Annotated in this window: 23 protein-coding genes and 1 tRNA gene; 17 read left to right on the top strand and 7 right to left on the bottom strand. The window is 62.4% G+C overall.

What is annotated here, in order from left to right; translation table 11 throughout:
• Positions 1 to 34: 34 nt before the first annotated feature.
• Entirely contained in the window at positions 35 to 1,192 is a 1,158-nt protein-coding gene (locus tag OP494_RS10850) for a PatB family C-S lyase (protein WP_280540748.1), read from the top strand.
• A 66-nt stretch (positions 1,193 to 1,258) separates the two neighbouring features.
• On the opposite strand, the gene OP494_RS10845 is transcribed toward OP494_RS10850, so the two are convergent.
• A complete protein-coding gene (locus tag OP494_RS10845; protein ID WP_280540746.1) occupies positions 1,259 to 2,203 on the bottom strand; it encodes a co-chaperone YbbN in 945 nt (314 codons plus the stop codon).
• Positions 2,204 to 2,358: 155 nt separating this feature from the next.
• Between OP494_RS10845 and OP494_RS10840 the strand changes: the two genes are divergently transcribed.
• Positions 2,359 to 3,147 carry a DUF3750 domain-containing protein gene (locus OP494_RS10840; protein ID WP_280540745.1) on the top strand — a complete coding sequence of 263 codons (789 nt, stop codon included), beginning with the start codon at positions 2,359 to 2,361 and terminating at the stop codon, positions 3,145 to 3,147.
• A gap of 70 nt (positions 3,148 to 3,217) precedes the next feature.
• On the opposite strand, the gene OP494_RS10835 is transcribed toward OP494_RS10840, so the two are convergent.
• Positions 3,218 to 3,294 (bottom strand) — tRNA-Met (locus OP494_RS10835).
• Positions 3,295 to 3,468: 174 nt separating this feature from the next.
• On the opposite strand from OP494_RS10835, the gene phbB reads away from it, so the two are divergent.
• Positions 3,469 to 4,218 (top strand): acetoacetyl-CoA reductase, encoded by a 750-nt coding sequence (phbB, locus tag OP494_RS10830; RefSeq protein WP_280540744.1) that lies wholly within the window; start codon positions 3,469 to 3,471, stop codon positions 4,216 to 4,218.
• Positions 4,219 to 4,276: 58 nt separating this feature from the next.
• Here the strand turns inward: phbB and OP494_RS10825 are convergent, their stop codons facing one another.
• Complete coding sequence (locus OP494_RS10825; protein ID WP_280540743.1) at positions 4,277 to 7,039, bottom strand: DUF349 domain-containing protein; 2,763 nt, start codon at positions 7,037 to 7,039, stop codon at positions 4,277 to 4,279.
• Between the two features lie 301 nt (positions 7,040 to 7,340).
• Here OP494_RS10825 and minC point away from each other — a divergent pair, with 301 nt between their 5' ends.
• The 4 genes from minC (at position 7,341) to sbcB (ending at position 10,777) form a co-directional block, all read left to right on the top strand.
• Complete coding sequence (gene minC, locus OP494_RS10820; protein ID WP_280540742.1) at positions 7,341 to 8,072, top strand: septum site-determining protein MinC; 732 nt, start codon at positions 7,341 to 7,343, stop codon at positions 8,070 to 8,072.
• A 76-nt stretch (positions 8,073 to 8,148) separates the two neighbouring features.
• Complete coding sequence (minD, locus tag OP494_RS10815) at positions 8,149 to 8,967, top strand: septum site-determining protein MinD (RefSeq protein WP_280540741.1); 819 nt, start codon at positions 8,149 to 8,151, stop codon at positions 8,965 to 8,967.
• Entirely contained in the window at positions 8,964 to 9,218 is a 255-nt protein-coding gene (minE, locus tag OP494_RS10810; RefSeq protein WP_011508315.1) for a cell division topological specificity factor MinE, read from the top strand. Before minD ends, minE begins: the two co-directional genes overlap by 4 nt.
• Positions 9,219 to 9,289: 71 nt before the next feature.
• Entirely contained in the window at positions 9,290 to 10,777 is a 1,488-nt protein-coding gene (gene sbcB / locus OP494_RS10805) for an exodeoxyribonuclease I (protein WP_280540739.1), read from the top strand.
• An 80-nt stretch (positions 10,778 to 10,857) separates the two neighbouring features.
• On the opposite strand, the gene OP494_RS10800 is transcribed toward sbcB, so the two are convergent.
• Both OP494_RS10800 and OP494_RS10795 read right to left on the bottom strand, forming a co-directional pair.
• Entirely contained in the window at positions 10,858 to 13,683 is a 2,826-nt protein-coding gene (locus OP494_RS10800) for an insulinase family protein (protein ID WP_280540738.1), read from the bottom strand.
• Positions 13,684 to 13,699: 16 nt separating this feature from the next.
• Positions 13,700 to 14,371 (bottom strand): SOS response-associated peptidase, encoded by a 672-nt coding sequence (locus tag OP494_RS10795; protein ID WP_280540737.1) that lies wholly within the window; start codon positions 14,369 to 14,371, stop codon positions 13,700 to 13,702.
• 239 nt (positions 14,372 to 14,610) lie between these two features.
• Here OP494_RS10795 and OP494_RS10790 point away from each other — a divergent pair, with 239 nt between their 5' ends.
• Positions 14,611 to 15,225, top strand: coding sequence for a TetR-like C-terminal domain-containing protein (locus OP494_RS10790; RefSeq protein WP_097022226.1), 615 nt, complete (start codon positions 14,611 to 14,613; stop codon positions 15,223 to 15,225).
• Complete coding sequence (locus OP494_RS10785) at positions 15,222 to 17,114, top strand: MFS transporter (RefSeq protein WP_280540736.1); 1,893 nt, start codon at positions 15,222 to 15,224, stop codon at positions 17,112 to 17,114. Before OP494_RS10790 ends, OP494_RS10785 begins: the two co-directional genes overlap by 4 nt.
• Here OP494_RS10785 and OP494_RS10780 read toward each other — a convergent pair.
• Both OP494_RS10780 and ccsA read right to left on the bottom strand, forming a co-directional pair.
• Positions 17,111 to 18,394, bottom strand: a complete 1,284-nt coding sequence (locus OP494_RS10780; protein ID WP_280540735.1) for an HlyC/CorC family transporter — start codon at positions 18,392 to 18,394, stop codon at positions 17,111 to 17,113. The genes OP494_RS10785 and OP494_RS10780 overlap by 4 nt on opposite strands.
• 78 nt (positions 18,395 to 18,472) lie before the next feature.
• Positions 18,473 to 19,273 carry a cytochrome c biogenesis protein CcsA gene (gene ccsA, locus OP494_RS10775; protein ID WP_280540734.1) on the bottom strand — a complete coding sequence of 267 codons (801 nt, stop codon included), beginning with the start codon at positions 19,271 to 19,273 and terminating at the stop codon, positions 18,473 to 18,475.
• Positions 19,274 to 19,488: 215 nt separating this feature from the next.
• On the opposite strand from ccsA, the gene ffh reads away from it, so the two are divergent.
• From ffh to OP494_RS10735, 8 genes are all read left to right on the top strand, one after another.
• Complete coding sequence (gene ffh, locus OP494_RS10770; protein ID WP_280540732.1) at positions 19,489 to 20,895, top strand: signal recognition particle protein; 1,407 nt, start codon at positions 19,489 to 19,491, stop codon at positions 20,893 to 20,895.
• Positions 20,896 to 21,032: 137 nt separating this feature from the next.
• A complete protein-coding gene (gene rpsP / locus OP494_RS10765) occupies positions 21,033 to 21,284 on the top strand; it encodes a 30S ribosomal protein S16 (protein WP_075367760.1) in 252 nt (83 codons plus the stop codon).
• A gap of 14 nt (positions 21,285 to 21,298) precedes the next feature.
• Positions 21,299 to 21,853 (top strand): ribosome maturation factor RimM, encoded by a 555-nt coding sequence (gene rimM, locus OP494_RS10760; RefSeq protein WP_280540764.1) that lies wholly within the window; start codon positions 21,299 to 21,301, stop codon positions 21,851 to 21,853.
• Positions 21,854 to 21,891: 38 nt separating this feature from the next.
• Positions 21,892 to 22,695, top strand: coding sequence for a tRNA (guanosine(37)-N1)-methyltransferase TrmD (trmD, locus tag OP494_RS10755; RefSeq protein ID WP_280540731.1), 804 nt, complete (start codon positions 21,892 to 21,894; stop codon positions 22,693 to 22,695).
• Positions 22,696 to 22,803: 108 nt separating this feature from the next.
• Entirely contained in the window at positions 22,804 to 23,163 is a 360-nt protein-coding gene (gene rplS / locus OP494_RS10750; protein ID WP_280540730.1) for a 50S ribosomal protein L19, read from the top strand.
• A 132-nt stretch (positions 23,164 to 23,295) separates the two neighbouring features.
• Complete coding sequence (gene xerD / locus OP494_RS10745; RefSeq protein ID WP_280540729.1) at positions 23,296 to 24,183, top strand: site-specific tyrosine recombinase XerD; 888 nt, start codon at positions 23,296 to 23,298, stop codon at positions 24,181 to 24,183.
• Positions 24,184 to 24,185: 2 nt separating this feature from the next.
• Positions 24,186 to 24,920, top strand: coding sequence for a DsbC family protein (locus OP494_RS10740; RefSeq protein WP_280540728.1), 735 nt, complete (start codon positions 24,186 to 24,188; stop codon positions 24,918 to 24,920).
• An 84-nt stretch (positions 24,921 to 25,004) separates the two neighbouring features.
• Positions 25,005 to 26,321 (top strand): homoserine dehydrogenase, encoded by a 1,317-nt coding sequence (locus OP494_RS10735; protein WP_075367788.1) that lies wholly within the window; start codon positions 25,005 to 25,007, stop codon positions 26,319 to 26,321.
• Positions 26,322 to 26,350: the final 29 nt, after the last annotated feature.

Raw genomic sequence — 26,350 nt, 5'->3', positions numbered from 1 at the left:
CGAGAGTCTTCCGTTCGAGTCGATGAGTCTTAGCATGCCATACGATTTTGCCACGCCGTTGGATCGGCGACAGTATCCTTCACAGAAATGGCAGCGTTATGCTGACGATGTCCTGCCGCTATGGGTCGCGGACATGGATTTCGTGTCGCCCCCGGCGGTCGTCTCGGCGCTCGAGGAGCGCGTGTCCCATGGTGTCTTCGGTTATGGCAGATTGACCGATACGCTTCGCGAGACGCTCTGCGCGTGGAGCGCCGATCATTACGGCTGGTCGATCGAGCCTGACTGGCAGGTATGGATCCCCGGCGTGGTGCCGGCGCTACATCTGGCCGCCCAGACCTTCTGCAGTCCTGGCCAGGCGGTGCTGACCGCGACGCCGATCTATCCGCCTTTTCTACGTGTGGCCGAACGCAGCGGTCGCATCGCCGAGCGCGTGATGCTGGCCGAGCCCGAGGCGCCGGGCGCGCCTTGGCGTCTCGATCTCAAGGCGCTGGAAGCATCGATCACGCCGCAGACACGCCTGCTGCTGTGGTGCCATCCACACAATCCCACGGGACGCGTCTGGGGCGAGCACGAACTACACGCCCTAGGCGAGCTCGCCGAGCGCCACGACCTGTTGATCGTCTCCGACGAGTTGCATTGCGATCTGATACTCGACGCGACGCGCGGGCATCGTCCGTTGGCGTCTTTATCGCCGGCCCTGGCCCAACGCACGATTACCCTCTGGGCGCCTTCCAAGACCTTCAATATTGCTGGGCTGTCGAGCGCCTGCGCGGTGATTCCCGACCCCGAGCTGCGGCGGCGTTTTCGTGAGGCGGCAGCGGGGTTGCTTCCCGAGGTCAATGTCCTGGGGTTGACCGCCTCTCAGGCGGCGTATGCGCACGGCGAAGCTTGGCGCCGTGAGTTGCTGGCCACGCTTAACACCAATCTGCAGAGATTGCGCGATCATGTAACCCGGTGGCCTGGCGTCACGATGGCATCGCCCGAGGCGACCTATTTGGCTTGGCTCGACATGCGCGAGGCAGGGCTTGGCGCCTCGCCGCAGCAAACCTTGTTGGACTCGACGCGCGTCGCCTTATCCGATGGCGCCGATTTCGGGTGCCCGGGCTTCGTGCGGCTTAATTTCGGCACGCCCACCCATCTGCTCGAAGAGGCGCTGGAACGACTCGATGCACGGCTTTGTGCTACCGAATAGCCATGTAAAGGGTGGCGCGAGGCGCAGGGGGAGCCTGACGTGCGGCACCCCCCCCTGTGGCAGGGCTTAGTAGAGCAGCGCGAACATCTTGCGGCGGTAGGCAACCGTCAGGGGATGGTCGGCGCCGAGGGCATCGAAGACGCGCAGCAAGGTCTTGCGGGCTACGTCGTCACCGTAGGCGCGATCGGTTTTCATCAGCGCCATCAAGCCATCTAGCCCGGCCTCGTATTGGCCATCGGCGACCTGGCGCAGGGCGCGCTTGAATTGCGCCTCGCTATCGTCGCGCTCGCCCAACTCGGCCACTTCCTCGGCACTCGGGGCTTCCTCGTCAAAGTCTAGGCGTGCGCGGACGCCGCGTGCCTTGGGCGTATCGCGATGTTCCGGTGGCAGGTTGTCGAGCAGCGCCCGGGCATCTGCCGCATTGCCTTCTGCGACGAGTGCGCCCGCGAGCTCGATCTGATAGTCGTAGTGCTCGGGCCACTCCTTGACCAGCGTTTCGTAGATACCGCGTGCCGTCGCGGGATCGCCCGCTTCGAGGGCCTGCTGGGCTTTCTCTTCGGGGGTGGCCTCGGCCGCCTCGGGCGCCTTGAGATACTGCGACAGCCATTCGCGGATCTGCGACTCGGGCAACGCACCCTGGAACTGATCGTAGAGCTGCCCCTGCACGATTAGCTTGACGTCGGGTACCGAGCGGATGCCGAGTTGCGTGGCGATTTCCTGATTGTCCTCGATGTTCAGCTTGGCCAGGGTGAAGGCACCACCGTATTCGTGTGCCAGCTTCTCGAGCACCGGCATGAGGTTCTTGCATGGCTCGCACCAGGACGCCCAGCTGTCGAGCAACACGGGCCCCTGCATCGAGCCTTCGAGCACGACTTGCTGGAAGTTGGATATGTCGACATCGACGATGTACTGAGAAGCATCCTGAGTGCCGGCATTGGTTTGCGAGGCGCCTGTGTCCCCGTTTTGAGGAGACGTAAGAGGTTCGCCGGTACGCGGGTCGATGATCGGCATGGCAATGGCCTTTCGATAGTATCGTGTGAACGTAAAGCGTAAAGACGCTGTTGAACTGCTTCTCGTTATGCGGGTCACGAAGCGCGGATTCAAGCCCCCGGCGCTGGCGCGTGATGGTATGTAATGAGTGCATCACGATCTCTGGAGACATCCGCATGCACCGAGCGATCAAGAAAATCCTATGGCTGACGGTGAGTCTGGCCATCGTGCTGGCCCTGTTACTGGCTGGCCCGGCCTACATGCTGGCAAGTCAGCGTGTTGCGCTAGGCGGCGTCTGGTCCCAGGCGGATCGCTCTTCGGTGGGCCTGGCGCCGGCGCCTAGCACGCATCCCGAGGCCTTGGTGCAAGTATACGCGGCGCGTGCCTTCGATTGGCGTGGGGCGTTCGGCGTGCATACCTGGATCGCCACCAAGCCGGCCGGCGCGACGCATTACCAAGTCCATCAGGTTCTCGGCTGGCGGCGGCCCACGGTTTCCTCGCGTCCCGACGTGCCCGACCGGGCGTGGTATGGAAGCGCACCGACCTTACTGACCGAGCTACGCGGCAAGTCGGCCAAGCGCGCGATTCCCGAGATTCGCGAGGCCGTGGCAGCGTATCCAGTGACCGACCGCTATCGCGTGTGGCCGGGCCCCAATAGCAACACCTTCGTGGCCTGGGTGGTACGCCGGGTGCCGGGGTTGCGTGTCGATTTTCCGCCGACCGCCGTGGGCAAGGATTACCTGCTGGACACTATCGTGGCCGAGGCGCCCAGCGGGACTGGCTACCAGGTATCTCTGGGCGGGTTGCTGGGACTGACCGTGGCCTATGACGAGGGCATCGAGTGGCAGCTGCTGGGCCTGACGTTGGGCGTCGATATCACCCGGCCAGCGCTCAAGTTGCCAGGGATCGGGCGCCTGGGAATGGCGTCATCTGAATATACACGAGGGCCTGGCGAGGCTGAATGAGGGGGGGACGCCTTGGTTCGGACGACATAAAAAAAGCGGTGCCCGTATGGACACCGCTTTTTTATCTGTTTGGTAGCGGGGATCGGATTTGAACCGATGACCTTCGGGTTATGAGCCCGACGAGCTACCAAGCTGCTCCACCCCGCATCAACTGTGGCGTATTCTACATTTTTTACGGCCTGAGTCAAGAACTGATCCATCAGACGTGCAGCGTGCCCAAACTCGATCATACTGAAGAAAGGCTGGAAGCCAAGGAAGCGAGTCAACGTGGCGTCTTCCCACTGAAGAGCGCCGCATAACGACATCACGGGGGGTATGGACATGACGACGCAAACAGCACCCGTCGCTTGGGTCACCGGCGGTACCGGGGGCATAGGAACCGCCATCTGTCTGGCGCTCGCCAAGGCAGGCTATTTCGTCGTGGCGAGTTACCACAACCGCGAGAAAGCTCAGGCCTGGCTAGCGGATCGTCGCGCCGAGGGCATCGACAATGTGGCGCTGGCAGGCATCAATCTTACTGACTTCGATGCCTGTCACGCTGGTGTAGATGACATTCGCCGCGAATACGGTCCGGTTGAACTGCTGGTCAACTGTGCTGGTATTACACGTGACAGCACGCTCAAGAAGATGTCACCCCAGCAATGGCGTGAGGTCATCGATTGCAACCTCAACAGTGTGTTCAACACCTGCCGTTGTGTGGTCGAGGATATGCTCGAGGCTGGCTACGGACGCATCGTCAACATCGCTTCGATCAACGGACGTAAAGGGCAGTTCGGTCAGGCCAACTATGCGGCGGCCAAGGCGGGGATGCATGGCCTGACCATGTCATTGGCGCAAGAAACCGCGACCAAGGGTATTACCGTCAATACCGTCTCGCCAGGCTATATCGCCACCGACATGATCATGCTGATTCCCGAGAAAATTCGAGAATCGATCCGCGAGGGCATCCCGGTCAAACGTTTTGGCGAGCCGGAAGAGGTGGCGCGAGCGGTGGTGTTCTTGGCCGACCGCGAATCGGGCTTCATCACCGGTGCTAACCTGGATATCAACGGCGGGCAGTTCATGGGCTGAATCGGCGATGGGGGTGCCCCGCCAGAAAATCTCGGCGGGGCGGTCATCGTGAGTCTCCTCAGGCCGCGCGTTGGGCTATAACGTCGAACAGGGCATCGAAGCGCGTGACGCGGGAAGCCCAGACATCGGACGCGACGGGCCCGGTTTCCAGCAATTGGCGCAAGACATCGGCCAGTTCCTGGTCGGGTTGCGGTGCCTGGCCCAGGCCATTGTTGAGCCGTGCGACCTGCACCTCCAGGCGCAGCGGCTCTTCTTGTGCGGCTACTGGCTCGTCGGCGAGCAGCGCCACTTGAACCACCAGTCGACTCAACTCGTGATGCGCCGTTTCACTGTCGCCCTCTCGGCGAGCGGCGTTACGTGCCGCATGGGCATCCTGTAGGTCTTGAGGCATGCCCTCGGGCAGCGCGACATCCGCCGTTTGGCCGTCTCTCAAGGATGCGTCATCTGCGTTGACGTGGGCATCGAGCAAGGGGCGCAGGCGCGTCCAGCGCTCGGCTTGCTCGGCGAGGATCAGTTGCGCGAGGCGCTCGCGACGGGCACGGACGATCCCTTGCCAACGACGGCGCATGCCTTCGCTACGACGGCCGCCGGGCAAGGGTTCCAGAGCCTCGGCGTCACGCACGGCACGCTCCAGCGTCTCGCTGTCGTCGGCGCGTTGGGGTTGCCAGGCATCGAAACGGTCGATCAGGGCTTGCATGCTGTCCAGGCGAGCCTGGGCTTTTTGGGCACGATTTTCCCGCTCGGCTTCGCGGGCGGCGAAGATGCGATCGCAAAGCCCGCGGAAATGGCGCCAGAGCATCTGTTCTTCGCCCTTGGCGGCACGCCCCAGTTCTCGCCAGCGGGACTGGAGCGCCTTGGCGGCTTCAGTGCGTTGCGAGGAGGGCATGTCGGCTTCCATCAGGCTTTCGGCCTCGGCGATCAGGCCGCGCTTGGCCTCGCCGATTTCATTGGCCCGACGGTCGATTAGCGTCTGCAATTCATGGCGAATGTGGCCGAAGCGTTGGCCGAGCGGTTTGGCGTGCTCGCGCGGGACGGGCGAGAATTGCTGCCATTGCTCACGGGCGCGATCACGAATTTGACGCAGCACGTCCGGGTCGGCCTGGGCGTCCGGATGCGTGATGAGTTCCTCAAGTTGTTCGCACAGTGCCTCGCGTGCCTCGAGGTTACGGGTGCGTGCGGCATCGCGCTGCTGGTACCAGTCGTTGAGGGCCGCGTGGATGCGCTGCGACGCGTTGCGAAAACGCTGCGAGAGCTCGGCCGTGGCGGCGGCATCGCCCAACGCTGCCCATTCCTTGACCAATTGGCGATGACGACGGTCACGCTCGGCATCAGGGGACTCGTTGTCCTCGGCCAAGGCTTCGATGCTTTCGATGAGTTGCGTGCGTTTGGGACCGGCGACGAAGCCCCGCCAATCGCGTAACTCGGCCAGCCGAGCACCGAGACGCTTGAGGTGGGATTCCAAGTCGCCGCGCGAGGCGCGGGGCAAGGCATCGATACGCTGGCGCAGCTGCCGATGTAGACGGCTGGCGGTCTTGAGAGTGCCACGATCGAGCTGGCTTTCGAGTTTGTCGAGGTCCGTACGCAGCGCCGAGAGGTCGACGGGCGTGCTTGCATTGGCCGCCTCGGCGTTACGCAGTTGTCGGGCTTCGTGAATCAGCGGCGTGGGTGGCAAGTCGTGCGGCCAATCGATCCTCGCCAGACAGTCGTCGATGGCGGCATGGTCATCGCGCAAGGCGGTTTCGAGTGCCTGAGCCTGCGTCGAGGCACGATCCCAAGCATCGCCGATGTGCTGGCAAGCGGCTTGCGCCTCGGCATAGCGTGTCTGGATGTCCTCTTCCGGCGGGTAGTGATCGGAAAGGGCCAGCCAGCGTTCGCCATGCAGGCGCTGTTGGGCGCGCAGGCTGTCGATGTCCTGATGGGTCAGTTGTGAGGCCTGTTTGAGGCTCGCGACGGCATCCTCGAGCGCTTCGACGAGTGCCTCGCGGGTGCGTGCCGCCTCGTCCTGGCGTTGTATCGCCTGATGCTGGGCGTGCCCTTCGGTATCATGATCGGAGAGCGTCTTGTGGCAGCGCTGGCTGGCTTCCTGAAAACGCCGCTCCTGGTCGTCGCTGGGAGTGTCGGTCAGCGCTTCCCACTCGCGGACAAGATGGCGATAACGCGCACCATAGAGTGGTTCCCAGGCATGCAGGGCATGCGCCTCGAGGGCTTCTAGAAGGCGTTGTCGAGTGGCCTGTTGGGCTTGGGTTTCGGCGGCATCGGCGCGCTGGCGTTGCAGGCGCTCGCGGGCCTTGCGCGTGACGATTTTGTCGCGCCTCGCCTCACGCGCCAAGCGTTGCAGGCCTTCGGTGCTCGAGACGCGCTCAGCGGCGGCGTGGCGGACCACGGCAATGCCATTGTCGCGTGCCTGCTGGATCAGCGTTGCCTCGTCATCGAGCTTGGCCAGCGCGGCCAGGCGTAGCGCCTGATTGTCCCCCGTCTCGACGAGTTGCACGAGCAGGTCGCGATCGTCCAGTGTATCGAGCAAATCGAGGCGTTGCTTCAAGGGTGGTGCCCCAGGCACGCTGCCGGACAACAATTGCATGAGACGGGCTCGCAACTCGGGGCTGTCATGCGTACCGAGCCATTCGAGCAGCGTCGAGGGATCCTCGAACTGGGCGAGGGCTTCGCGCCTTACGCTGGCATCCGCATCGTGCGTTAGGCGCTCGAGGGCGTGGCGGTCGGCCGATTTGTGAATATCGAGTTGCGCAATGGCAGCATGACGGACGCGAGGGTCGCGATGTTGCCAGCGTGGTGCAAAAAAACGGCGGAAGAATCCAGACATGACCGAGCATGCATCCCTGTTCTTGGCGTATTAAATGCGTGGCGATAACGCTGAGACAGCGTTCCTGTCGTCTCACGTCGGCCACGATATTAGCAAAAAGCGTCACATGATTGAGTGTTGTGTGCGCCATAGCGTATCAAAGCATGCGAGCCGGCACCGGGAAAAGGCGACGATGGCAAGGGCGTCGGTTCGCGGAGACACCTGACAAAGTCGGGACGCTGGTCTTATCATCAGTTGCAGCCATCACGACCCTCGCTTAGCTTTACCTTTATACATCAGTCATCAGCTGTGGAGTGCGGCCATGAGCCTCAACATGGATCGGGTAGCATCGGCGTTCACCTTCAAGGGTGGCATGTTGCCCATGACGGTCATGGAGCTGACGAGCGCCGACCCTGAGCAGATACGAGCTCAGTTGGCCGGTAAGGTGAGCCAGTCGCCGGCGTTTTTTCAACATACGCCGGTAGTGCTCAGCGTCGAGCAGCTCGATGAACCTCACTTGGCGCTGGAGCGTATTTGTGCCGTGTGCCGCGCCCACAAGCTGCTGCCGGTGGCCGTGCGTGGCGGCACCGACCCCGTGAAGCAATCCGCTTGGGCGCTGGGGCTGGGATGGTTCCCACCGCAAGAAGCGCGTCCGCGTGCCGTGGAGGAGGCGCCGCTCGCCACTGCCGAGCCGCAACCCGAGGTCGAGGCGTCATCCGCACCGGCCGTGGGGCGTATCTACCGTGGTACAGTGCGCTCGGGCCAGCAGGTCACCGCGCCCGAGGGCGATCTGGTCGTAGTCGGCGCGGTCAACCCGGGTGCCGAGGTTCTGGCGGCGGGCAGCGTGCACGTTTATGGCCCGCTGCGCGGCCGTGCGTTGGGCGGCATTCACGGGGATCGCCAGGCGGGCATCTTCTGTAAAGAATTGCATGCCGAGTTGTTGTCGCTGGCCGGCAATTACAAACGGTTGGAAGATATCGACCCGCGCTTGCTGAACCAGCCTGTACAGGTTCAACTGCGCGATGACCAATTGAACATTTCATCGCTCGGCTAGTCGGGATGTCAGGGCGCCATGTCGCGCCAATGTGGATGGCTAGTACGAACGACTCAATAGCAACAGGAAGCTCATCTTGGCCAAGATCATTGTAGTGACCTCCGGCAAGGGCGGAGTTGGCAAGACGACCAGCGCCGCGGCTATCGCCACGGGCTTGGCGTTGCGTGGCAACAAGACCGTGGTGATCGATTTCGACGTGGGCTTGCGTAACCTCGATTTGATCATGGGGTGTGAGCGTCGCGTGGTGTACGACCTGATCAACGTCATCCAGGGAGAGGCTGGCCTCAACCAGGCGCTGATTCGTGACAAGCGGACCGAAAACCTGCATATCCTGCCGGCCTCTCAGACACGCGATAAGGAGGCATTGACTCCCGAAGGCGTGGAAAAAGTGCTCGAGACGCTGTCCCAGGAATACGACTTCATCGTCTGCGATTCGCCGGCGGGCATCGAACATGGTGCGCAGCTGGCGATGTATTTCGCCGACGAGGCCATCGTGGTGACCAACCCCGAAGTATCGTCGGTCCGCGATTCCGACCGTATCCTTGGGCTCTTGGCCTCCAAGACACGTCGCGCCGAGCGCAGCGAACCGCCGGTCAGGGAGCATCTGCTGATTACGCGCTATGACCCCAACCGGGTGACTTCTGGCGATATGCTGACGCTCGAGGACGTGCGCGAGATTCTGGCCATCAATCTGGTGGGACTGATTCCCGAGTCGGAAGCGGTGCTGCGCGCCTCGAACCAGGGCGTGCCGGTCGTGCACGACATGGATAGCGACGCCGGCCAGGCTTATGCCGATACCGTTTCGCGCCTGCTCGGCGAGGAAGTACCGCTACGTTTTCATGAGTACCAGAAGAAAGGGCTGCTCTCCCGTATGTTCGGAGGAGGTCGCCGGTGAAACTACTCGAATTTCTCAAGCGCGAACGCAAGAAGTCGGCGTCGGTGGCCAAGGAGCGCCTACAGATCATCGTGGCGCACCAGCGTGGTCAGCGTGACCAGCCTGACTACATGCCGATGCTGGAAAAAGAGTTGCTCGAGGTGATCAGGCGTTACGTGCAAGTGGATCAGGATGCGATCAACATCAGTCTCGATCGCGATAATGACTGTTCGGTGCTCGAGCTTAACGTCACGCTGCCGCGTGATGAGTAGCTGCATTCCGGCTGAGTCGGTTGGCCGGGTATGCTAGGCTGAGCGCTTTTGGCAGTGGGGAGACTGCGGCCATGGCGCAGGGCAAGAGCGAGCCGACCTTTCTTTGGCATGACTATGAAACTTTCGGTGCCGATCCTCGGCGCGACCGCCCCGCGCAGTTCGCCGCGATCCGCACCGATCTCGATTTCAACCCGATCGGCGAGCCGCTGACGTTCTATTGCAAGCCGGCAGATGATTTCCTGCCGCATCCCCAGGCCTGTTTGATCACGGGCATCACGCCCCAAGCCGCGCGTCGTCGAGGTCTCGCCGAGATCGAGTTCGCCGCGCGCATTCATGCCGAAATGAGCGTGCCCGGTACCTGTTCGCTGGGCTACAACACGCTGCGCTTCGACGATGAAGTCAGCCGCCATCTCTTTTACCGTAACTTCATCGACCCGTATTCCCGCGAGTGGCAAAACGGCAATTCGCGCTGGGACTTGATCGATGTGGTGCGTACGTACCATGCCCTGCGTCCGGAAGGCATCGAGTGGCCGACGCGCGAGGACGGTGCGCCGAGTTTTCGTCTCGAGGATTTGACCGCCGCCAATGGCATCGAGCACGCCGGTGCCCACGACGCCTTGTCCGACGTGCGGGCGACCATCGATTTGGCGCGCCTGCTCAAGTCGCGCAATCCTCAACTGTTCGAGTATCTGCTCAAGCTGCGCGATAAGCGCACGGTTGCCAAGATGCTGGACATTCAGGCACGCAAGCCGATGCTCCACGTCTCGCGGCGCTATCCGGCAAGTCGCGGGTGTAGCGCTCTGGTGGTGCCGCTGGCCGAGCACCCGAGCAACCCCAATGGGGTGATCGTCTATGACTTGTCGGTGGACCCGACGCCGCTGCTGTCATTGAGCGCCGCGCAGATTCGCGAGCGGGTATTCGCCAGTGCCGATGAGTTGGCCGAGGGCGAGGCGCGCATTCCGCTCAAGGTGATTCAAATCAACAAGAGCCCGGTGATCATGCCGGCCACCTCGCTCAAGGATACCAGTGGCCCCCGTCAGGGCGAATATGGCGATATCGTGGCCCGGCTGGGGCTGGACATGGACGCTTGCCGGGGGCACTGGAAGCAGCTTCAGGCCGCGCCGGACGTGGCGGCCAAGGCCGCCGAGGTGTTCGCCGATGGCCCCGGAGCGCCACCCAGCGACCCGGACGTGATGCTGTATTCGGGAGGCTTCTTCTCGCCGGCGGATCGTCGCGAAATGCAGCGTGCCCGCGAAATGGCGCCCTGGGATCTGGCTGATGCGCGTTTCGCCTTTCAGGACCCGCGCCTGGAGGAAATGCTGTTCCGTCTGCGGGCGCGCAACTATCCCGATACCTTGAGTGGCGACGAACAGGCGCAGTGGGAAGCCTACCGTTGGGCGCGCATGAACGATGCCGAGGTATCGGGTCTGACGTTGACAGGGTTTGCGCGCGAGATCGAGCGGCTCAACCAGGTCTCGCTGGATGACGAACAGCGCCAGGTACTCGAGGAACTGGTCATGCACGTCGAAGCGATGATGCCGCCGCAGGCGTTTGATTGACGCGACATGTGCTGATCAGACACGCAACGCCCGGGCCATGAACCCGGGCGTTTTGCATGGTGGGGCCGCTGACGATATGTTCAGTCGCTGGCGGGGAGCGGCCGGAAGTCGCGCGTCAGCCCCATGACATCGCTGGGTTGGGTATGCGCATCGTAGTTCACCGTGAGCGGCTGTGTGTGGCGTAGCGCGCGCCACGCCTGGCGAATGGCAGAGGCATCCATGGCGTCGACGCGATCCGCCAGTTTCTCGCGCCGTGAGAAGTCCGGCTCGGCGTAGGCCAGCGTCTGCCAGAGGCGGTTGGTCAGCTCACCCAGGCTGTTGTCGCGCTCCCTCAGGCGACTGCTGACCGCGTCGCGATAAGGTGCCAGCTCGCTATTGTCGAGTGCTTGAAGGCGTGCGTCGAAGTCCTTCAGGAAGGCATCCATGCGTGCGGCGATGCGCTTGCTGGGAGTGTCCGGGGATTGCACCAGCATCGCCAGACCCGGCGCATCGAGCACGGGCGAATAGCCGGCCGTGACGATATAGCCGAGTTGCTCCTCGGTGCGTAACTGGTTGTAGAACGGCGATTCGAGCATCTTGCCGAGTACCGCCAGACGGGCTTGACTGTCGAGGCTGCGGTCCGGGCCTTGCAGATAGCGCAATACGGCGGCGTCGTTGCGGGTACTGCGCGGATGCAGGGTCGGCGGCGTCTCGGGAATCGCCAGCGGTGACAGGTCAGGGATGTCCGAGGCCTCGAGCCGGGGTGTGAGTGCATTGGCTACTTGCAGCCCCTCACGACGTGCCAGGTCAGAATCCAGATTGCCCACCGCCATGGCTTGCAGATAGAGATCTCCGAGGAAGGCGTCGCGATAGTCGCGCAGGTCGCCGACGCTCAGCGTATCCAGCGCCTCGAGCATCGAGGACGTCGTCCACTGAGGGCGCAACAGCGACTCACTGAGCGTGCGATACATTTGCTGATGCAGTGGCGCCTGGGGCGCGTTTTGCCATTGCTGCGAGAGCCGATACTTGACGCGCGAGAAGCTTTCTTCGCTGATGTCACCTTCCTTTAGACGTTCGAGGACGTCGCCCATCAGACGTGCCTGACGATCGCGCCAACCTGAGAAGGTGAGCGTGATGCCGCGGGCGTGGGCATAGGCATCGAAGGATTGTCCGGCCAGTCGGGCTGGGTAGAAGCGTTCGTTGAGACTGTCGGTGACCCAGCCGGCGAGCAGGCGCGTCAAGGCGGCATTGCGGGCGCTGTCGGAGGCGTCGGGATTCTGTAGGCTGAATCGCCACTCCACGCGCGGTGTACCGAAGCGATCGTTGGCGAGGTGCCAGAGCTCGACGCTGGGCGCCTCGACGATGGCATGCGGTTTATCGCCACTGGCGTCGTGAACCTCCAGATCGCTGGCGATAAAAGGGTTATGCGGAGGCAGACCGAGGTTGTCGAGCGGCGCGGCGTCCGGCCAAGTCGAGAGTCGCGTCAGTGTGTAGGGCGCCTCGAAGTAGGGTGAGGTGTCGTCGCCGTCGACATTGGGGCCGCTATAGACGCGCAATAAGTGCGACGGGGTCATGTCGGCGAGATACTCCCGAATACGTGCGGCATCGAAACCGTCCATGCGATACGGCGCGTATTGCACATCCTCGAGCGGATAATCGGCCAGATTCATGGCCAATTGGCTGACCTGGTCGATAGGCTCGCCCGGTTGCTGAAAACGAAACGCTTGTTCGTTGAGGCGAGCTTGCTCAGCGTAGCGCCACGCCTGCAGCCCGTCCTCGCGAATCCGTGTGATCTGATCGAAAAGGCTGGCCTGAATGCGATCGATATGCCGTGCGCCTTCTGGCGTGAGGCTGACCGAGACAGCGAAGAACGCGTGCTGGCCATCGCCGTTCATGGTGCCTGCCGAGAGGCCATCGGCCCATCCCTTGTGACGCAATGCCGCGAGCAGGCTTCCCTCGCCTTCATGGCCCAGCAGATTGGCGAGATAGTCGGCCGGCTTGATGCGATAGTCGCCCTGCGGGTCGGGGATCGGGAACAGGAAGCGCACCTGCTTGTCCTGCGATAGGCTCTTGACCTCCAAACGTGCGGGCAGCTCGTCGTCGGTGACCAAGGGCGTGTCGATTTCGCTGCGCGATAAATGACGATCGGGCACCTGGGCGAAGCGGTCGCGCAGCATGGCTTCCAGTTCATCCAGCGATTGTGGACCGATGACCGTCAGGTGCATGACATTGGCGCCGTAGTGCGCCTTGTAGAAATCGACCAGACGTTCGCGCAGCGATGACGTATCTCCGTCCTTGAGTGTCTCCAGGCTACCGACTGAGAAGCGGGTCATGGGGTGTTCGGGATTGAGTGCCTGATTGATGGCCTCTTGGAGGCGCCGGCTATCGTCGCGCAGACGCGCCTGATACTCCGAGTTGACGGCATTGCGCTCGCGGTCGACGTACTCGGCATTGAAGCGCGGTGCAATGAAGAAGCGGCTGAAGCGATCCAGAGCCTCGGGCAGCGCTTGCGGCTCGATGTCGAAGAAGTAGTTGGTGTCGCGCGATGCGGTGAAAGCGTTGTGATCGCCGCCGTGGGCGGAAATGAAATTCTGGTAGGCGTCGGCTTCCGGATAACGGTCGGTGCCCAGGAACAGCATGTGTTCGAGGAAGTGCGCCAAGCCCGGGGTGGCGTCAGGGTCGTCGGCGCTACCGACGTCCACGTTCATGGCGGCGGCAGCCTTGTCGGCCTGAGGATCGCTGACCATCAAGACCTCGAGGCCATTGTCGAGCGTCAGGGCACGATAATCGCGAGTATCGTTGGGGCTGACGGTCGGCTCGACGACCTCGGCCACTGGGTCGCTGGCGCGCGCCGTTTGGTAACCGGCGACGAGAACGAGGAGCGCGCCGAGCAGCCAGCGGCATGCAAGGGGAGAGGACGAAAACACGGTGAAGACTCCTTGTTCAGTGATGCCAGTAGGTCATCGGGCCGGTGGGATGTCCGCAGGCCCAGTCTTGATGCTTTGGATCGTTGACACGTCTTGATACAGGAAAAGCGCCCAACAGTTCCAAGGAGGCGGGAGTCAGCATCTCATGAGCACGCTCGTCCGGGGTGGTTGGCGCCAGCCACTCGTGGGCATCGCCCGCCTCGATGACGGCCGGGAAGCGATCGCTGAGCGGTGTCAGCAGCGCATTGCTGGGCACCGTGATCAAGGCCGTGGAGTCGTTGAACTCTGTCAGCGTGGTGTGATAACGGCACCAGACCCCGGCCAGCAGCAGCGGCGCCCGGTCGACGCGCGTGACCAGAAACGGCTGCTTCATGCGTGGCTGCGGTTTCCATACGTAAACCCCGGCGACCGGAATCAGGCAGCGCCGTGCTTGGAAGGCCTCGCGAAACATCGGGCGCTGCTCGAGCGATTCGGCGCGGGCGCAATGCGGGGCATGATCCAGTACCTTGAGCCAAGGCGGGGTCAATCCCCAGAATACCGTGGCCCAATGCGCTTCGCCCGCGTCCTGACGAATGATCGAAATAGGGCGGCGCGGTGCCAGGTTGGGGCCGACGATCGGCTGGTCGTCCTGGCGCAGCGCGTCGAGCGGCGGCGTTGTCCAGGGCTTGATGTAAAGACGGCCGGCCATGCTCTCTCCTCGCGGTTCGACGCGACAGGGTAAGCCACGCTGGTGGGCGCTTACCAGCGTGGCTTTTGATTTATCGCAGGGCTTGCCACTTGCGTTTGCGTGCGTTCCCGATATGCTGGGGGAAACGCTGTTCGATCACGCGCGGTTCGGACTCTTGCGCTCGCTAAGAGCAAAACTAGTAAGAGCGGCAGTAGAGTGGCAAGAGTTAAGTGCCGCGCATGCTCATCACGAGGAATCCGATGGCTCGTCCCAGACAGCATGCACCCGAGGTGCTGCATGGTCAGGTAATGGCGGCGTGTGACGCCTGGCTACGCGATAATCCTGTGCATACGCTGTCGCTGCGCTCGTTGGCGCGCGAGGTGGGATGTGCGCCCAGCACGCTGCTGAAACTCTACGGGAGTTTTGGCAACCTGCTGCAATACGTCAATGTCGAGACGCTGGGACGCTTGCGAGTAGCCGTAGAGGGACTCGAAGGTGCCGACCCCGAGCCGCGTCTCAAGGCATTGGCGACGGCTTATTGGATGTTCGCGCAGCACGAGCCTTATCGCTGGCAGATGCTGTTCGATTATCCGCTGGCCCAGGAGGGCGAGCTGGACCAGCGTCAGAACGACATGATCGAGGGCCTGTTCGTGCGTGTCGAGGCGGCGCTTGCCGAGTATCAACCGTTGATGGGCGAGCTCGAAGCAAGGCGCATGGCCCGTACCCTGTGGGGTAGCGTGCACGGCCTGGTCCAGTTGGGCCTCAACGAACGTCTGGGCGTCTGGCAGGGCCAGTCGCTGGAAGTCACCGAGTTGCTCGATCAATTGCTCACCACCACGCTGATGGGGCTCAAGTACGGTCCGAGAGAACCGTGATCCCCCGATTGCTTACCCAGCGTCGGTTCGCTCCCTTCTTCTGGACACAAGCCTTGGGCGCGTTCAATGACAACGTGTTCAAGAATGTCCTGTTGTTGCTACTGACCTTCGTCGCCGTGCCGCGCTATGGCTGGGACACGGGATTGCTCAACAATCTCGCGGCGGGGCTATTCATCCTGCCTTTCTTGTTGTTTTCGGCGTGGGGCGGCTTACTGGCCGACCGTCTCGACAAGCGACGCTTGGTCAGACGCCTCAAGGTGCTGGAACTCGTGACCATGAGCATGGCGGCGGCCGCCGTCTGGTATGAGGCCTATGCCGTGCTGCTGGCATTGTTGTTCATGATGGGTACCCAGTCGGCGCTTTTCGGGCCGGTGAAGTACGCCATTTTGCCGCAACACCTGTCGCCGACCGAGCTCGTCAAGGGCAATGCCTGGATCAGTCTGGGCACTTTTCTGTCGATCCTGCTGGGGACGCTGCTGGCAGGGGTGCTGGCATCGTTCGATGGTGATTGGGCGCGGGGGAGTATCGCCGCCACCTTGGTCGTGCTGGCGCTCTTGGGGCTCGTCGCCAGCCTATGGGTGCCGAGCGCGCCGCCCAGCCAGGCGGGCACCACACAGTGGCGGCCTTGGCATGGCGGCCGTGAAGTGATGCGCGACGCCTGGCGTCAACCACGGGTATTTCGTGCCTTGCTGGGCATCAGTTTGTTCTGGTTTCTAGGTGCCTGCTACCTGACCCAACTGCCTGCCTGGACACGCGATGTCGTGCATGGCAACGAAGCTGTGGTCAGTGCCTTGCTGGGCGCGTTCGCGCTGGGCGTTGGCGCGGGCGCGCTATTGTGCGCGCGGCTGTCGGCGGGACGTCTGGAAGTCGGGCTGATACCGGCCGGCGCCATGCTCTTCGGTCTGGCCGGTCTCGACCTGGGGCTGAGTCAGCCGCTGGCGGGCAGCGATACCGGGTTGGCGGCATTGAGCCTGTCACCGGGTTTCTGGCGCCAGATGCTCGATTTTGCGGTAATCGGTTTGGGCGGCGGTTTGTACATCGTGCCGTTATATACGCTGATTCAGCTCGAAAGCGGCGATGACAATCGGGCCCGCATGATCGCCGCTAACAATATTCTCAATGCACTGTTCATGGTGCTGGCGGCGGGCTTCGGTGTGGTCGTGCTGAGTGTGATCGGCGCCTCGCTCAATACCTTCATGCTGGCCTTGTCGGCGGTGTCCCTGACGCTGGCGGCAGTCATCCTGTGCATGGTGCCGCGTCCGGCACTGCGTCTGTCGATTTTCGTGCTGATTCGCGTGTTGTATCGGCTGCGTTTTCGCGGTCGCCAATCGGTGCCCGCACGTGGCGCGGCGCTGGTGGTGTGCAACCACGTCAGCTTCATGGACGCCTTGATCCTGGGCGGTGGATGCCCGCGTCCGCTGCGCTTCTTGATGGATCGCCCGATCTACGAATCTCCGTGGCTCAATTGGTTCTTTCGCATTGCCGGCGCTATTCCGGTGGATTCCGAGCGCTGCGATCCTGGCGGCGTGCGGCGTGCCTTGGATGAAGTGAGTCACGCCCTGCGTCAGGGCGAGGTGGTGATGTTGTTCCCCGAGGGGCGCTTGACGTCCGACGGCGAAATGCAGCGTTTTCGGCGGGGCGTGGAGATCATTCTGGCGCGAGACCCGGTGCCGGTGGTGCCTGCCGGATTAGCCGGGCTGTGGGGATCTTGGACATCGAATTGCGGCGGCAAGGCGTTGACCAAATGGCCACGGCGTTTCCGGGCCCGGGTGGCGCTCCACTTCGGTGACCCTATTCCGGTGGGCGAGGCCAAACGCGGCGATATGGAGCGCCGCGTGATCGAACTCAAACGTAAGGCCGAAGCCGAAATCGGCGTTTCTTCGCGTTAACCCAACACCCGGGCGCGGCGTGCCGATTGCCAGCAGCGCGCCGAGGTGATCAGGTTGTCCTTGATCTGCAGGATTTCCATGCGGATCGCTCCCAACTGCAGGCAGGCGGGCGCGTCGGGAAAGGCTTCCAGATGCTCGAGAATCAACCCGTTGAGCGTCTTGGGGCCGTCGGTAGGCAATTGCCAGGCGAGTACTTTGTTGATGTCGCGAATATTGGTAGTGCCCTCGATGATGTAGCTGCCGTCTTCCTGAGGATGAATCTCGCGGTGCGTGGCCGCTTCGTCGGTGGTGAACTCGCCGACGATCTCCTCGAGGATGTCTTCCAGTGTCGCCAACCCCTCCACGTCGCCATATTCGTCGACCACGATGCCGATACGACGCTTTTGTTGCTGGAAATTGAGCAACTGAGTGTGAAGCGGCGTCGACTCAGGAATGAAATAGGGCTCACGGGCTTCCTGGACGATGGCGGCCTTGGTCACCTCGGGCTTCGAAAGGAAGCGTGCGGCGTTGCGTAGGTGCAGGATGCCGATGATGTTGTTGATGTCGCCCTTGTAGACCGGTACTCGCGTGTGCTGACTGGAGCGGATCTGGGTGAGGATGGCCTCGATGTCGTCGTCGAGATCGATGCCGGCGATCTCCTGACGCGGCACCATGATGTCGTTGACGGTCACGTTTTCCAGATCGAGGATCGACAGCAACATGGACTGGTGACGCCGGGGAATCATGGTGCCGGCCTCGTGAACGACCGTGCGCAACTCATCACGCGTCAGGTTGTCGGCACTGCCGTCGATATCCTTGACACCCAAGAGCCGTAGCAGGCCATTGGAAATCGCATTGACGAGCCACACCAGCGGATAGAAGAGCTTGAGTAGCGGCTCTAGTGCCAAAGACGCGGGATAGGCGATGCGTTCGGGCTTGACCGCGGCGAACGTCTTGGGCGTGACCTCGGCGAAGATCAGAATCACGATGGTCAGCACAGCGGTCGAGATGGCCGGTCCAGAGACGTCGCCGAAGAAATGGATGGCGATGATCGTGGCGATGGAGGCGGCGAGGTTGTTGACGAAGTTGTTGCCGATGAGGATGACGCCGATCAGCCGGTCGGGTCGGCTCAGCAGCCGTAAGACCCGCTTGGCGGTGCGCTCGCCGCTATTGGCCTGGTGCGACAGGCGATAGCGGTTGATCGACATCATCCCGGTTTCCGAGCTGGAGAAGAAGGCGGATAGGCAAATGAGCACGAGCAGCAGCGTTAACAGCAGCCCTAAGGGTAGGTCATCGCTCAAGGTGGAGAGGTCCTCGCTGAAAAGCCAACATCGTTTGTAGGGTTTCCCTTTGGAAGTGTCAAGTTGCTGCGTTTTCGCCTAGATATCGTGAAAGATCAATTGCAGCGCGACCTTGGTACCGAAGTAGCCGAGTACCAGTAACAGGCAGCCGCCCAGGGTCCAGCGCATCGCACGTGCGCCGCGCCAGCCCAACCAATGTCGGCCGATGAGCAGCCCCGTGAAGACCAACCAGGCGGCGAGAGAGAATACCGTCTTGTGGACGAGATGCTGGGCGAAAAGGTTGTCGATGAAGATGAAGCCGCTGACGATGGCCGCCGTCAGTAATAGCAAGCCGGCGCCGATGAGCTCGAACAGCAAGCGCTCCATACTCGTCAGCGCGGGCAACACCTGGATGATCCCACGTGTATGACGGCGTTTGAGGGCGTGGTTCTGAAACGCCACCAGCACGGCTTGCACCGCCGCAATGCTGAGCAGTGCCGAGGCCACGCTGGAGGTCACGATATGAAAGACGATGCCGGGCGAGACGTTGGATTCGACCATGTGGCTGGGGTAAAGCATCAATGCAACCAGCGTCAGTGCGGCCAGCGGGAAGAGGCCGACGCCGGCATTCAACAATGGCTTGAACAGACTGACCGCGATCAGCAGGGCGGCGATCAACCAGGTGAAGAGTGAGGCGCTTTCGAAAAGCCCCAGATGCAGGCCACGACCGAGAAACACGCTGTGCGCCACGACCACGGTGTGGGCGCTGACCGCGAGCAAGCCCAGGGAGCGCACCAAGATCGTCCTGGGCGGGACACGCCTGGCAAGCGCGAGCGCTTGCCAGGCGCCCGCGGCGAGGTAACAGACAATGGCGAGAATCGCAAAAGGCAGCGCCTGCATCGGTGGCCAATCCCTGCGCCGGTCGGCGTCGAAGAAAATGAAGCGTTAATATCACGTGAGCCTGTCACGCGGACTCGGGAGCGTTACTATAGCGAATCCCTGCGCCGTAGCGAATCCCCCTGCTGCTTGCGCATTGCGACGGGTGCATGGAGAGAGTCGCCACGAACGCGTATAATCGCCTTTTCATGCCTAGGCAATTCCTGCCGGAGAGCGCCATGTTTGAAAGTTTGACCGATCGCCTGTCGGGCACGCTGAAGTCGATCACCGGTCAGGCCAAGCTGACCGAGGACAACATCAAAGACACGCTGCGCGAGGTGCGTCGTGCGCTGCTGGAGGCCGACGTGGCCCTGCCGGTGGTCAAGGCGTTCGTCGAGCGGGTGCGCGAGCGCGCCGTGGGCCAAGAGGTTTCGCGCAGCCTGTCCCCGGGCCAGCAATTCGTCAAGATCGTCCAGCAGGAACTGGAAGCGATCATGGGCGAGGCCAACGAGGCGCTGTCGCTCAAGAGCGCGCCCTCGGTGGTCTTGATGGCCGGCCTGCAGGGTGCGGGTAAAACGACCTCGGTCGCCAAGTTGGCGCGCTTCCTGCGCGAGCGGGAAAAGAAAAAAGTGCTGGTGGTCTCCGCCGACGTCTATCGACCGGCTGCCATTGATCAGCTCGAGACGCTGGCCAAAGAAGTAGAAGTCGACTTCTTTCCCTCGACTAGCGCCCAACAGCCGGTCGACATCGCCCAGGCGGCGATCAAGCATGCCAAGATCCAGTTCCACGATGTGGTGCTCGTGGATACCGCCGGGCGACTGTCAGTCGATCAGGCGATGATGGAAGAAATCCAGGCCTTGCATGGAGCGGTCTCGCCTGACGAGACGCTGTTCGTGGTCGATGCCATGACCGGCCAGGATGCCGCCAATACCGCGCAGGCTTTCCACGAGGCGTTGCCGCTTACCGGGGTGATCCTCACCAAGGCGGACGGTGACGCCCGTGGTGGCGCGGCGCTCTCGGTGCGCCACGTTACCGGCAAGCCGATCAAGTTCATGGGCATGGGCGAGAAAGTCGATGCCCTCGAGCCGTTTCACCCGGATCGCGTTGCATCGCGGATTCTAGGCATGGGCGACATGCTGTCGCTCATCGAGGAAGCCGAGCGTAACGTCGACCAGGGCAAGGCAGAGAAACTGGCCAAGAAGGTCAAGAAAGGCAACGGTTTCGATCTCGAGGACTTCCGCGAACAGCTCCAGCAGCTCAAGAAGATGGGCGGCATGGGCGGTTTGATGGGCAAGCTGCCCGGTATGGGGCAGATGGCCGAAGCTGCGCAGGGGCCGGGCGCCGAGAAGGAACTGGGCAAGCTCGAGTCGTTGATCAACTCGATGACCCCGAAGGAGCGCCGCAAGCCGGAAATCATCAGTGGCTCGCGCAAGCGTCGTATCGCGGCGGGTGCTGGCTTGCAAGTGCCCGATCTCAACCGTCTGCTCAAGCAGCACAAGCAGATGCAGAAGATGATGAAAAAGGCCGGCAAGAAAGGCGGCATGCAGAAAATGATGCGGGACATGGGCGGTGGCATGGGCGGCCCTGGTGGCATGGGTGGCCCTGGCATGGGCGGTGGCCCTGGCGGCGGCTTTCCGCGCCGTTGATAACGCCTTTCCTTGTCAAGGAAAAAGGTTTCCAATACGAGCCTTTTTCCGTAGAATGCTGCGTCTTCGCAGGTGGGTCTTGCCCGCCGCGACAGTCCGTGGCGTAACGTAAAACTTCAACCGTAGGATTATAGCGCATGGTTACCATCCGTTTGGCCCGTGGTGGCGCCAAGAAGCGTCCCTTTTATCACCTCACCGTCAGCGACTCGCGTAAGTCTCGCGACGGCCGCTTCATCGAGCGTATCGGCTTCTTCAACCCGGTAGCCCGTGGTCAGGAAGAGCGTCTGCGCGTCGATCTCGAGCGTGCCGAGCATTGGCAGGGTCTGGGTGCCCAGCTCTCCGATCGTGTCGCCGAGTTGCTGAAAGAAGCACGCAAGCAGCAAGCGTGAGTGCACTGCCCGCTATGTCGCATGAGACCGGTCGCGCCGATGCGGCGCAAGACGACGAGCACGTGGTGCTTGGCCGCCTGACCAGTCCCTACGGCGTGAAAGGGTGGCTGAAGGTGTATTCGTACACCAGCCCCATCGAGGGCATCTTCGAGCATGCCGAATGGGTGCTGTCACTGCGCGGCGAGCACTTTGAGTGCAAGCTGGGCCAAGGGCGCACTCATGGCAAAGGGCTGGTCGCCAGCCTGGAAGGCATCTCGAGCCGCGAACTGGCCGAACGTTGGGCTGGCGCGGATATTCTCCTGCCCAAGCAGGCGTTGCCGGCGCTCGCGCCGGGCGACTATTACTGGTATCAGCTCGAAGGCCTGCGGGTCGAGACGCTGTCCGGTGAATGTCTGGGGCAAGTGAATTATCTCTTCGAGACGGGTGCCAACGACGTGTTGGTGATCCAGCCCAGCGAGGCGAGTCTCGATGATCGGGAGCGGTTAATACCGTTTCTGCCCGATGGCGTGATCCGCGAGGTGGATCTTGGTACCGGGCGTATGACAGTGGATTGGGATCCTGAATTCTGACGCCGTATCTTCGGTGTCACTGGCCGAGTGATGAAGCCGTGTGGATTGGTGTTGTCTCCCTGTTCCCGGAGATGTTCGAGGCGATCACTCGTTACGGCGTAACGGGGCGCGCCGTCGACCAGGGATTGCTAGTGGTGGATTTCTGGAATCCCCGGGATTACGCCACGGATAAGCACCGCACGGTGGACGACCGGCCTTATGGCGGTGGCCCCGGCATGCTGATGAAGGTCGACACGCTGCGACCCGCTATCGCCGAGGCACGCCGTGACGCCGAACGCCGTGGTTGTGCGCCAGAGCGTACACGCGTGGTTTATCTGTCGCCCCAGGGGCGGCGGCTCGATCAACGCGGCGTGCGGGAGCTGGCTGACCTGGAGGCACTGATCGTCGTCGCCGGTCGTTACGAGGGCATCGACGAGCGAGTGGTCGAGTCCGACATCGACGAGGAATGGTCGATCGGCGATTATGTGCTTAGCGGCGGTGAATTGCCGGCCATGGTGATGGTCGATGCCGTCTCTCGGCTGGTGCCGGGCGTGCTCGGCCATGGCGATTCGGCACTTGAGGATTCCTTTAGCGAGGGGCTTCTGGATTGCCCGCACTACACGCGCCCCGAGACGATCGACGGGCGTGGCGTGCCGGACATCCTGCTTAGCGGCAACCACGCGGCGATTCGCCGCTGGCGGCTGAAGCAGTCCCTCGGGCGCACCTGGCTCAGGCGACCCGACCTTCTCGAAGGTCGCGCTCTGGATCGCGAGCAGCAACGCCTGCTTGACGAGTTCATCGCGGAAAATGCCACGAGTCAGCACGTCGGTAGGACGGAGGAGCGACGGATGCTCGATGAATGAGCGCCGCGCGTCACCCACAACGTCGATTCCCGCGTTTCGCGACGCCGGGATCACGACCGACTCTCGACACATGAAGAGCCGGTCATCCAAATATCAAGGAGTTTAGTCATGAGTAGCAAGAACAAGGTGATCCAGGCGCTCGAAACCGAGCAGATGAGCAAGCAGATTCCGGAATTCTCGCCGGGCGACACCGTGACCGTTCAGGTCAAGGTTGTGGAAGGTAGCCGCGAGCGTCTGCAGGCTTTCGAAGGCGTTGTGATCGGCAAGCGCAACCGCGGGCTCAACTCCGCTTTCACCGTGCGTAAAATTTCTCACGGTGTCGGCGTCGAGCGTACTTTCCAGACGTACAGCCCGCTGGTCGCTTCCATCGAGGTCAAGCGTCGCGGTGACGTGCGCCAGGCCAAGCTGTACTACCTCCGCGAGCGCAGTGGCAAGTCCGCTCGCATCAAGGAAAAGCTGACTCGTTAAGCGGCTTGCGGCGTCGTCTAGACGTCATGAGCGCTCCCTTTGGGGAGCGCTCGACGAGAACCCCGTGGGCCCTTGGCTCGCGGGGTTTTTGCATATGGGGTAGGCGAAGGCGGCGCGGGGAGGGCAGAATCGGTGGATGATCTCGAGTGGCGCGATGCTTTTATCGATGGGCTCTGGTTGGAGCGCGGGCTGAGTCGACATACGCTGGATGCCTATCGGCGCGATCTGGATGCCTGGCTCGCGCACCTCGCGTCGCGCAGCGAGCGTCTTCTTGCCCCCGGGGACAACGCGCTGGAGGCATTTCTGGCGGCGCGTCGCGAGCACTATCATCCTCGCTCGGTGGCACGCTTGTTGTCCTGTCTGCGGCGCTTCTATCGCTGGGCGCTGGCCGAAGGGCATATCGCCCATGACCCCCTGGCTGAGGCGCGTGCTCCCAAGGCCGTCGCCAAATTGCCCAATACCCTGGATGAAGCCGAGGTCGAGCGTCTGCTCGAGGCGCCGGATCCAGATGCGCCGCTGGGACTGCGCGACCGTACCATGCTTGAGGTGTTGTATGGCTGTGGCCTGCGTGTCTCCGAGCTGGTCGGTTTGACGGTGGACGCGGTCAACTTGCGCCAGGGCGTACTGCGCATACTCGGCAAAGGCGATAAGGAGCGCTTGGTCCCGCTGGGCGAGGAGGCGACCGCATGGCTCGAGCGCTACCTGCGTCAAGGGCGTGGGGGCCTGATGAACGATCCGACCCGACCGCCCCTGTTTCCCGGACGCCATGATGGGTTCATGACCCGCCAGACATTCTGGCATCGTATCAAACGGCATGCCGTGGCGGCTGGCATCGACAAACCGCTCTCGCCACACACGCTGCGCCATGCATTCGCGACGCACCTGTTGAATCATGGGGCCAATTTACGTGTCGTACAGTTGTTGCTGGGACACAGTGACCTGTCGACCACGCAAATCTATACCCAAGTGGCCCAAGCGCGCTTGGAAGCGCTGCACGCCCAACATCATCCTAGAGGTTGATCATGTCTAGAGCCGTACTGCCCATCATCGGGGGCGTCTTGGCCCTTATGGCCGCTCCATTAAGCTTTGCCGCGCCCCCCGAGGGGCTGGCTGACAAGTTGACCCACAACGGGCAGCCGATGCCGGTGGCGTCGGTCGAGGAGTCGCCGTTACCGGGGCTCTATGAGGTGCGACTCGAGAGCGGTGAAACCCTGTATACAGACGCCGACGGGGAATACATGGTGGTCGGTGACCTGTATCGAAACCGCGACGGGCAAATGGTCAACCTGACCGAGCGTGCCGCCAACGAACGCCGTCAGGCGCGTCTCGATGACGTCCCCGAGAAGGCGCGCGTCATCTACAAGCCTGCCAGCGAGGTCAAGGCGCGCATTACCGTCTTTACCGATACCTCGTGCCCTTATTGCCAAAAGCTGCATAAAGAAGTCCCCCGTCTCAATCGGATGGGAATCGAGGTAGACTATCTGGCCTTCCCGCGTGCCGGCGTCGACTCCGAGGCGGCACGCGTGCTGAGCCGGGCCTGGTGCGCCGACAATGCCACCGAGGCGCTCAGCGCCGCGATGCGCGGGGAAACCCTGGAGGCCACGGCGGAGTGTGAGGCGCCGGTGGCCGAGCAGTATGAGCTTGGACGTGAACTGGGAATTCAGGGAACGCCCGCCATCGTGTTGCCGAATGGCCGCATGGTGCCGGGGTACGTGCCGGCCGAGCGGCTGGCGTCAATGCTCGGCATCAAGGAATGACCGAGCGACGATAAATATGATGACCTCCGACGCTAGGCGCAGGAGGTCCGCTGGACACATACACTGAGCAAGGGGAGCGTGACGTTGAAACCGGTGAGAGTAGGTATCTGTGGGCTAGGGACCGTGGGTGGCGGTACCTTCAATGTGTTGACGCGCAACGCGGACGATATCGCCCGTCGCGCCAGTCGACCGATTATCGTCGAGCAAGTCGGTACGCGTCGCGATAACCCGCAATGCGAAACCGCCGGGGTCAAGGTCACCCGCGATGTCTTCGAGGTGGCACGCAATCCCGATGTCGATGTGTTGGTCGAGTTGATCGGGGGCTACGACGTGGCCCGTGAGCTGGTGATGACCGCCATCGAGAATGGCAAGCACGTAGTCACTGCCAACAAGGCGTTGATCGCCGTGCACGGCAACGAGATCTTCCAGGCCGCGCACGAAAAGGGCGTGATCGTGGCCTTCGAGGCGGCCGTGGCCGGCGGCATCCCGGTGATCAAATCGCTGCGTGAAGGCCTGGGGGCCAACCGCATTCAATGGCTTGCCGGCATCATCAACGGCACCGGCAACTACATTCTGACTCACATGCGCGACGAAGGCCGTGCCTTCGACGACGTGCTCGCCGAGGCGCAGGCACTGGGTTATGCCGAAGCCGACCCGACCTTCGATGTCGAAGGGATCGACGCCGCTCATAAGCTGACCATCCTGGCGTCGATCGCCTTCGGTGTGCCGCTGCAGTTCGATAAGGCCTACACGGAGGGTATCTCGCGGGTCACGGCCGATGATGTCGAACAGGCCGATCAACTGGGCTACATCATCAAGCACTTGGGGATTTCCAAGCGCACCGAAAAGGGCCTCGAGCTTCGCGTGCATCCGACCTTGATTCCCAAGGAACGTCTGCTGGCCAGCGTGCATGGCGTGAAGAACGCCATCGCCGTGATGGGCGATGCCGTGGGCCCGACGCTCTATTATGGCGCCGGCGCAGGGGCCGAGCCCACAGCCTCGGCAGTGGTCGCCGACCTGCTCGACGTGGCGCGCGACATCACCACCGAGCATCATTATCGTGTGCCGTATCTCGCCTTTAGCGGCATTGACGAAGCCGACGGCTCGCTGCCGATCCTGCCCATGGAGGATATCGTCACGGCCTACTATCTGCGTCTGTTGGCGGTGGACCGCCCGGGCGTGTTGGCGCGCGTGGCGACGATCCTCTCCGAGCAGGGGATTTCCATCGAGGCGATCATCCAGAAGGAAGCCACCGAAGGCGAGCTGGTGCCCATCATCCTGATGACGCATCGCACCCGCGAGCAGCACATGAACGAAGTCATCCGTCAGCTCGAATCGCTGGCCGATATCGCCGGTCCGGTGACCCGGATTCGTGTCGAAGCCCTCGACGAGCAGGAATAAACCAGGACGGAAGAGGGAAGGGACAAGAA

The sequence above is a fragment of the Chromohalobacter sp. 11-W genome (assembly GCF_029889905.1).
Lineage (GTDB): Bacteria > Pseudomonadota > Gammaproteobacteria > Pseudomonadales > Halomonadaceae > Chromohalobacter.
The sequence above is the reverse complement of the archived record's forward strand: the minus strand, read 5'-3'. Positions and strand labels throughout refer to the sequence as shown.

Coding starts and splice junctions, on each gene's coding strand:
- OP494_RS10790 (WP_097022226.1), top strand. CDS start 14,611: ATGGCTCGTCCCAGACAGCATGCACCCGAGGTGCTGCATGGTCAGGTA.
- rimM (WP_280540764.1), top strand. CDS start 21,299: ATGTCGCATGAGACCGGTCGCGCCGATGCGGCGCAAGACGACGAGCAC.
- rpsP (WP_075367760.1), top strand. CDS start 21,033: ATGGTTACCATCCGTTTGGCCCGTGGTGGCGCCAAGAAGCGTCCCTTT.
- OP494_RS10850 (WP_280540748.1), top strand. CDS start 35: ATGCCATACGATTTTGCCACGCCGTTGGATCGGCGACAGTATCCTTCA.
- OP494_RS10740 (WP_280540728.1), top strand. CDS start 24,186: ATGTCTAGAGCCGTACTGCCCATCATCGGGGGCGTCTTGGCCCTTATG.
- minC (WP_280540742.1), top strand. CDS start 7,341: ATGAGCCTCAACATGGATCGGGTAGCATCGGCGTTCACCTTCAAGGGT.
- OP494_RS10795 (WP_280540737.1), bottom strand. CDS start 14,371: ATGGCCGGCCGTCTTTACATCAAGCCCTGGACAACGCCGCCGCTCGAC.
- phbB (WP_280540744.1), top strand. CDS start 3,469: ATGACGACGCAAACAGCACCCGTCGCTTGGGTCACCGGCGGTACCGGG.
- OP494_RS10845 (WP_280540746.1), bottom strand. CDS start 2,203: ATGCCGATCATCGACCCGCGTACCGGCGAACCTCTTACGTCTCCTCAA.
- rplS (WP_280540730.1), top strand. CDS start 22,804: ATGAGTAGCAAGAACAAGGTGATCCAGGCGCTCGAAACCGAGCAGATG.
- ccsA (WP_280540734.1), bottom strand. CDS start 19,273: ATGCAGGCGCTGCCTTTTGCGATTCTCGCCATTGTCTGTTACCTCGCC.
- sbcB (WP_280540739.1), top strand. CDS start 9,290: ATGGCGCAGGGCAAGAGCGAGCCGACCTTTCTTTGGCATGACTATGAA.
- OP494_RS10825 (WP_280540743.1), bottom strand. CDS start 7,039: ATGTCTGGATTCTTCCGCCGTTTTTTTGCACCACGCTGGCAACATCGC.
- ffh (WP_280540732.1), top strand. CDS start 19,489: ATGTTTGAAAGTTTGACCGATCGCCTGTCGGGCACGCTGAAGTCGATC.
- OP494_RS10840 (WP_280540745.1), top strand. CDS start 2,359: ATGCACCGAGCGATCAAGAAAATCCTATGGCTGACGGTGAGTCTGGCC.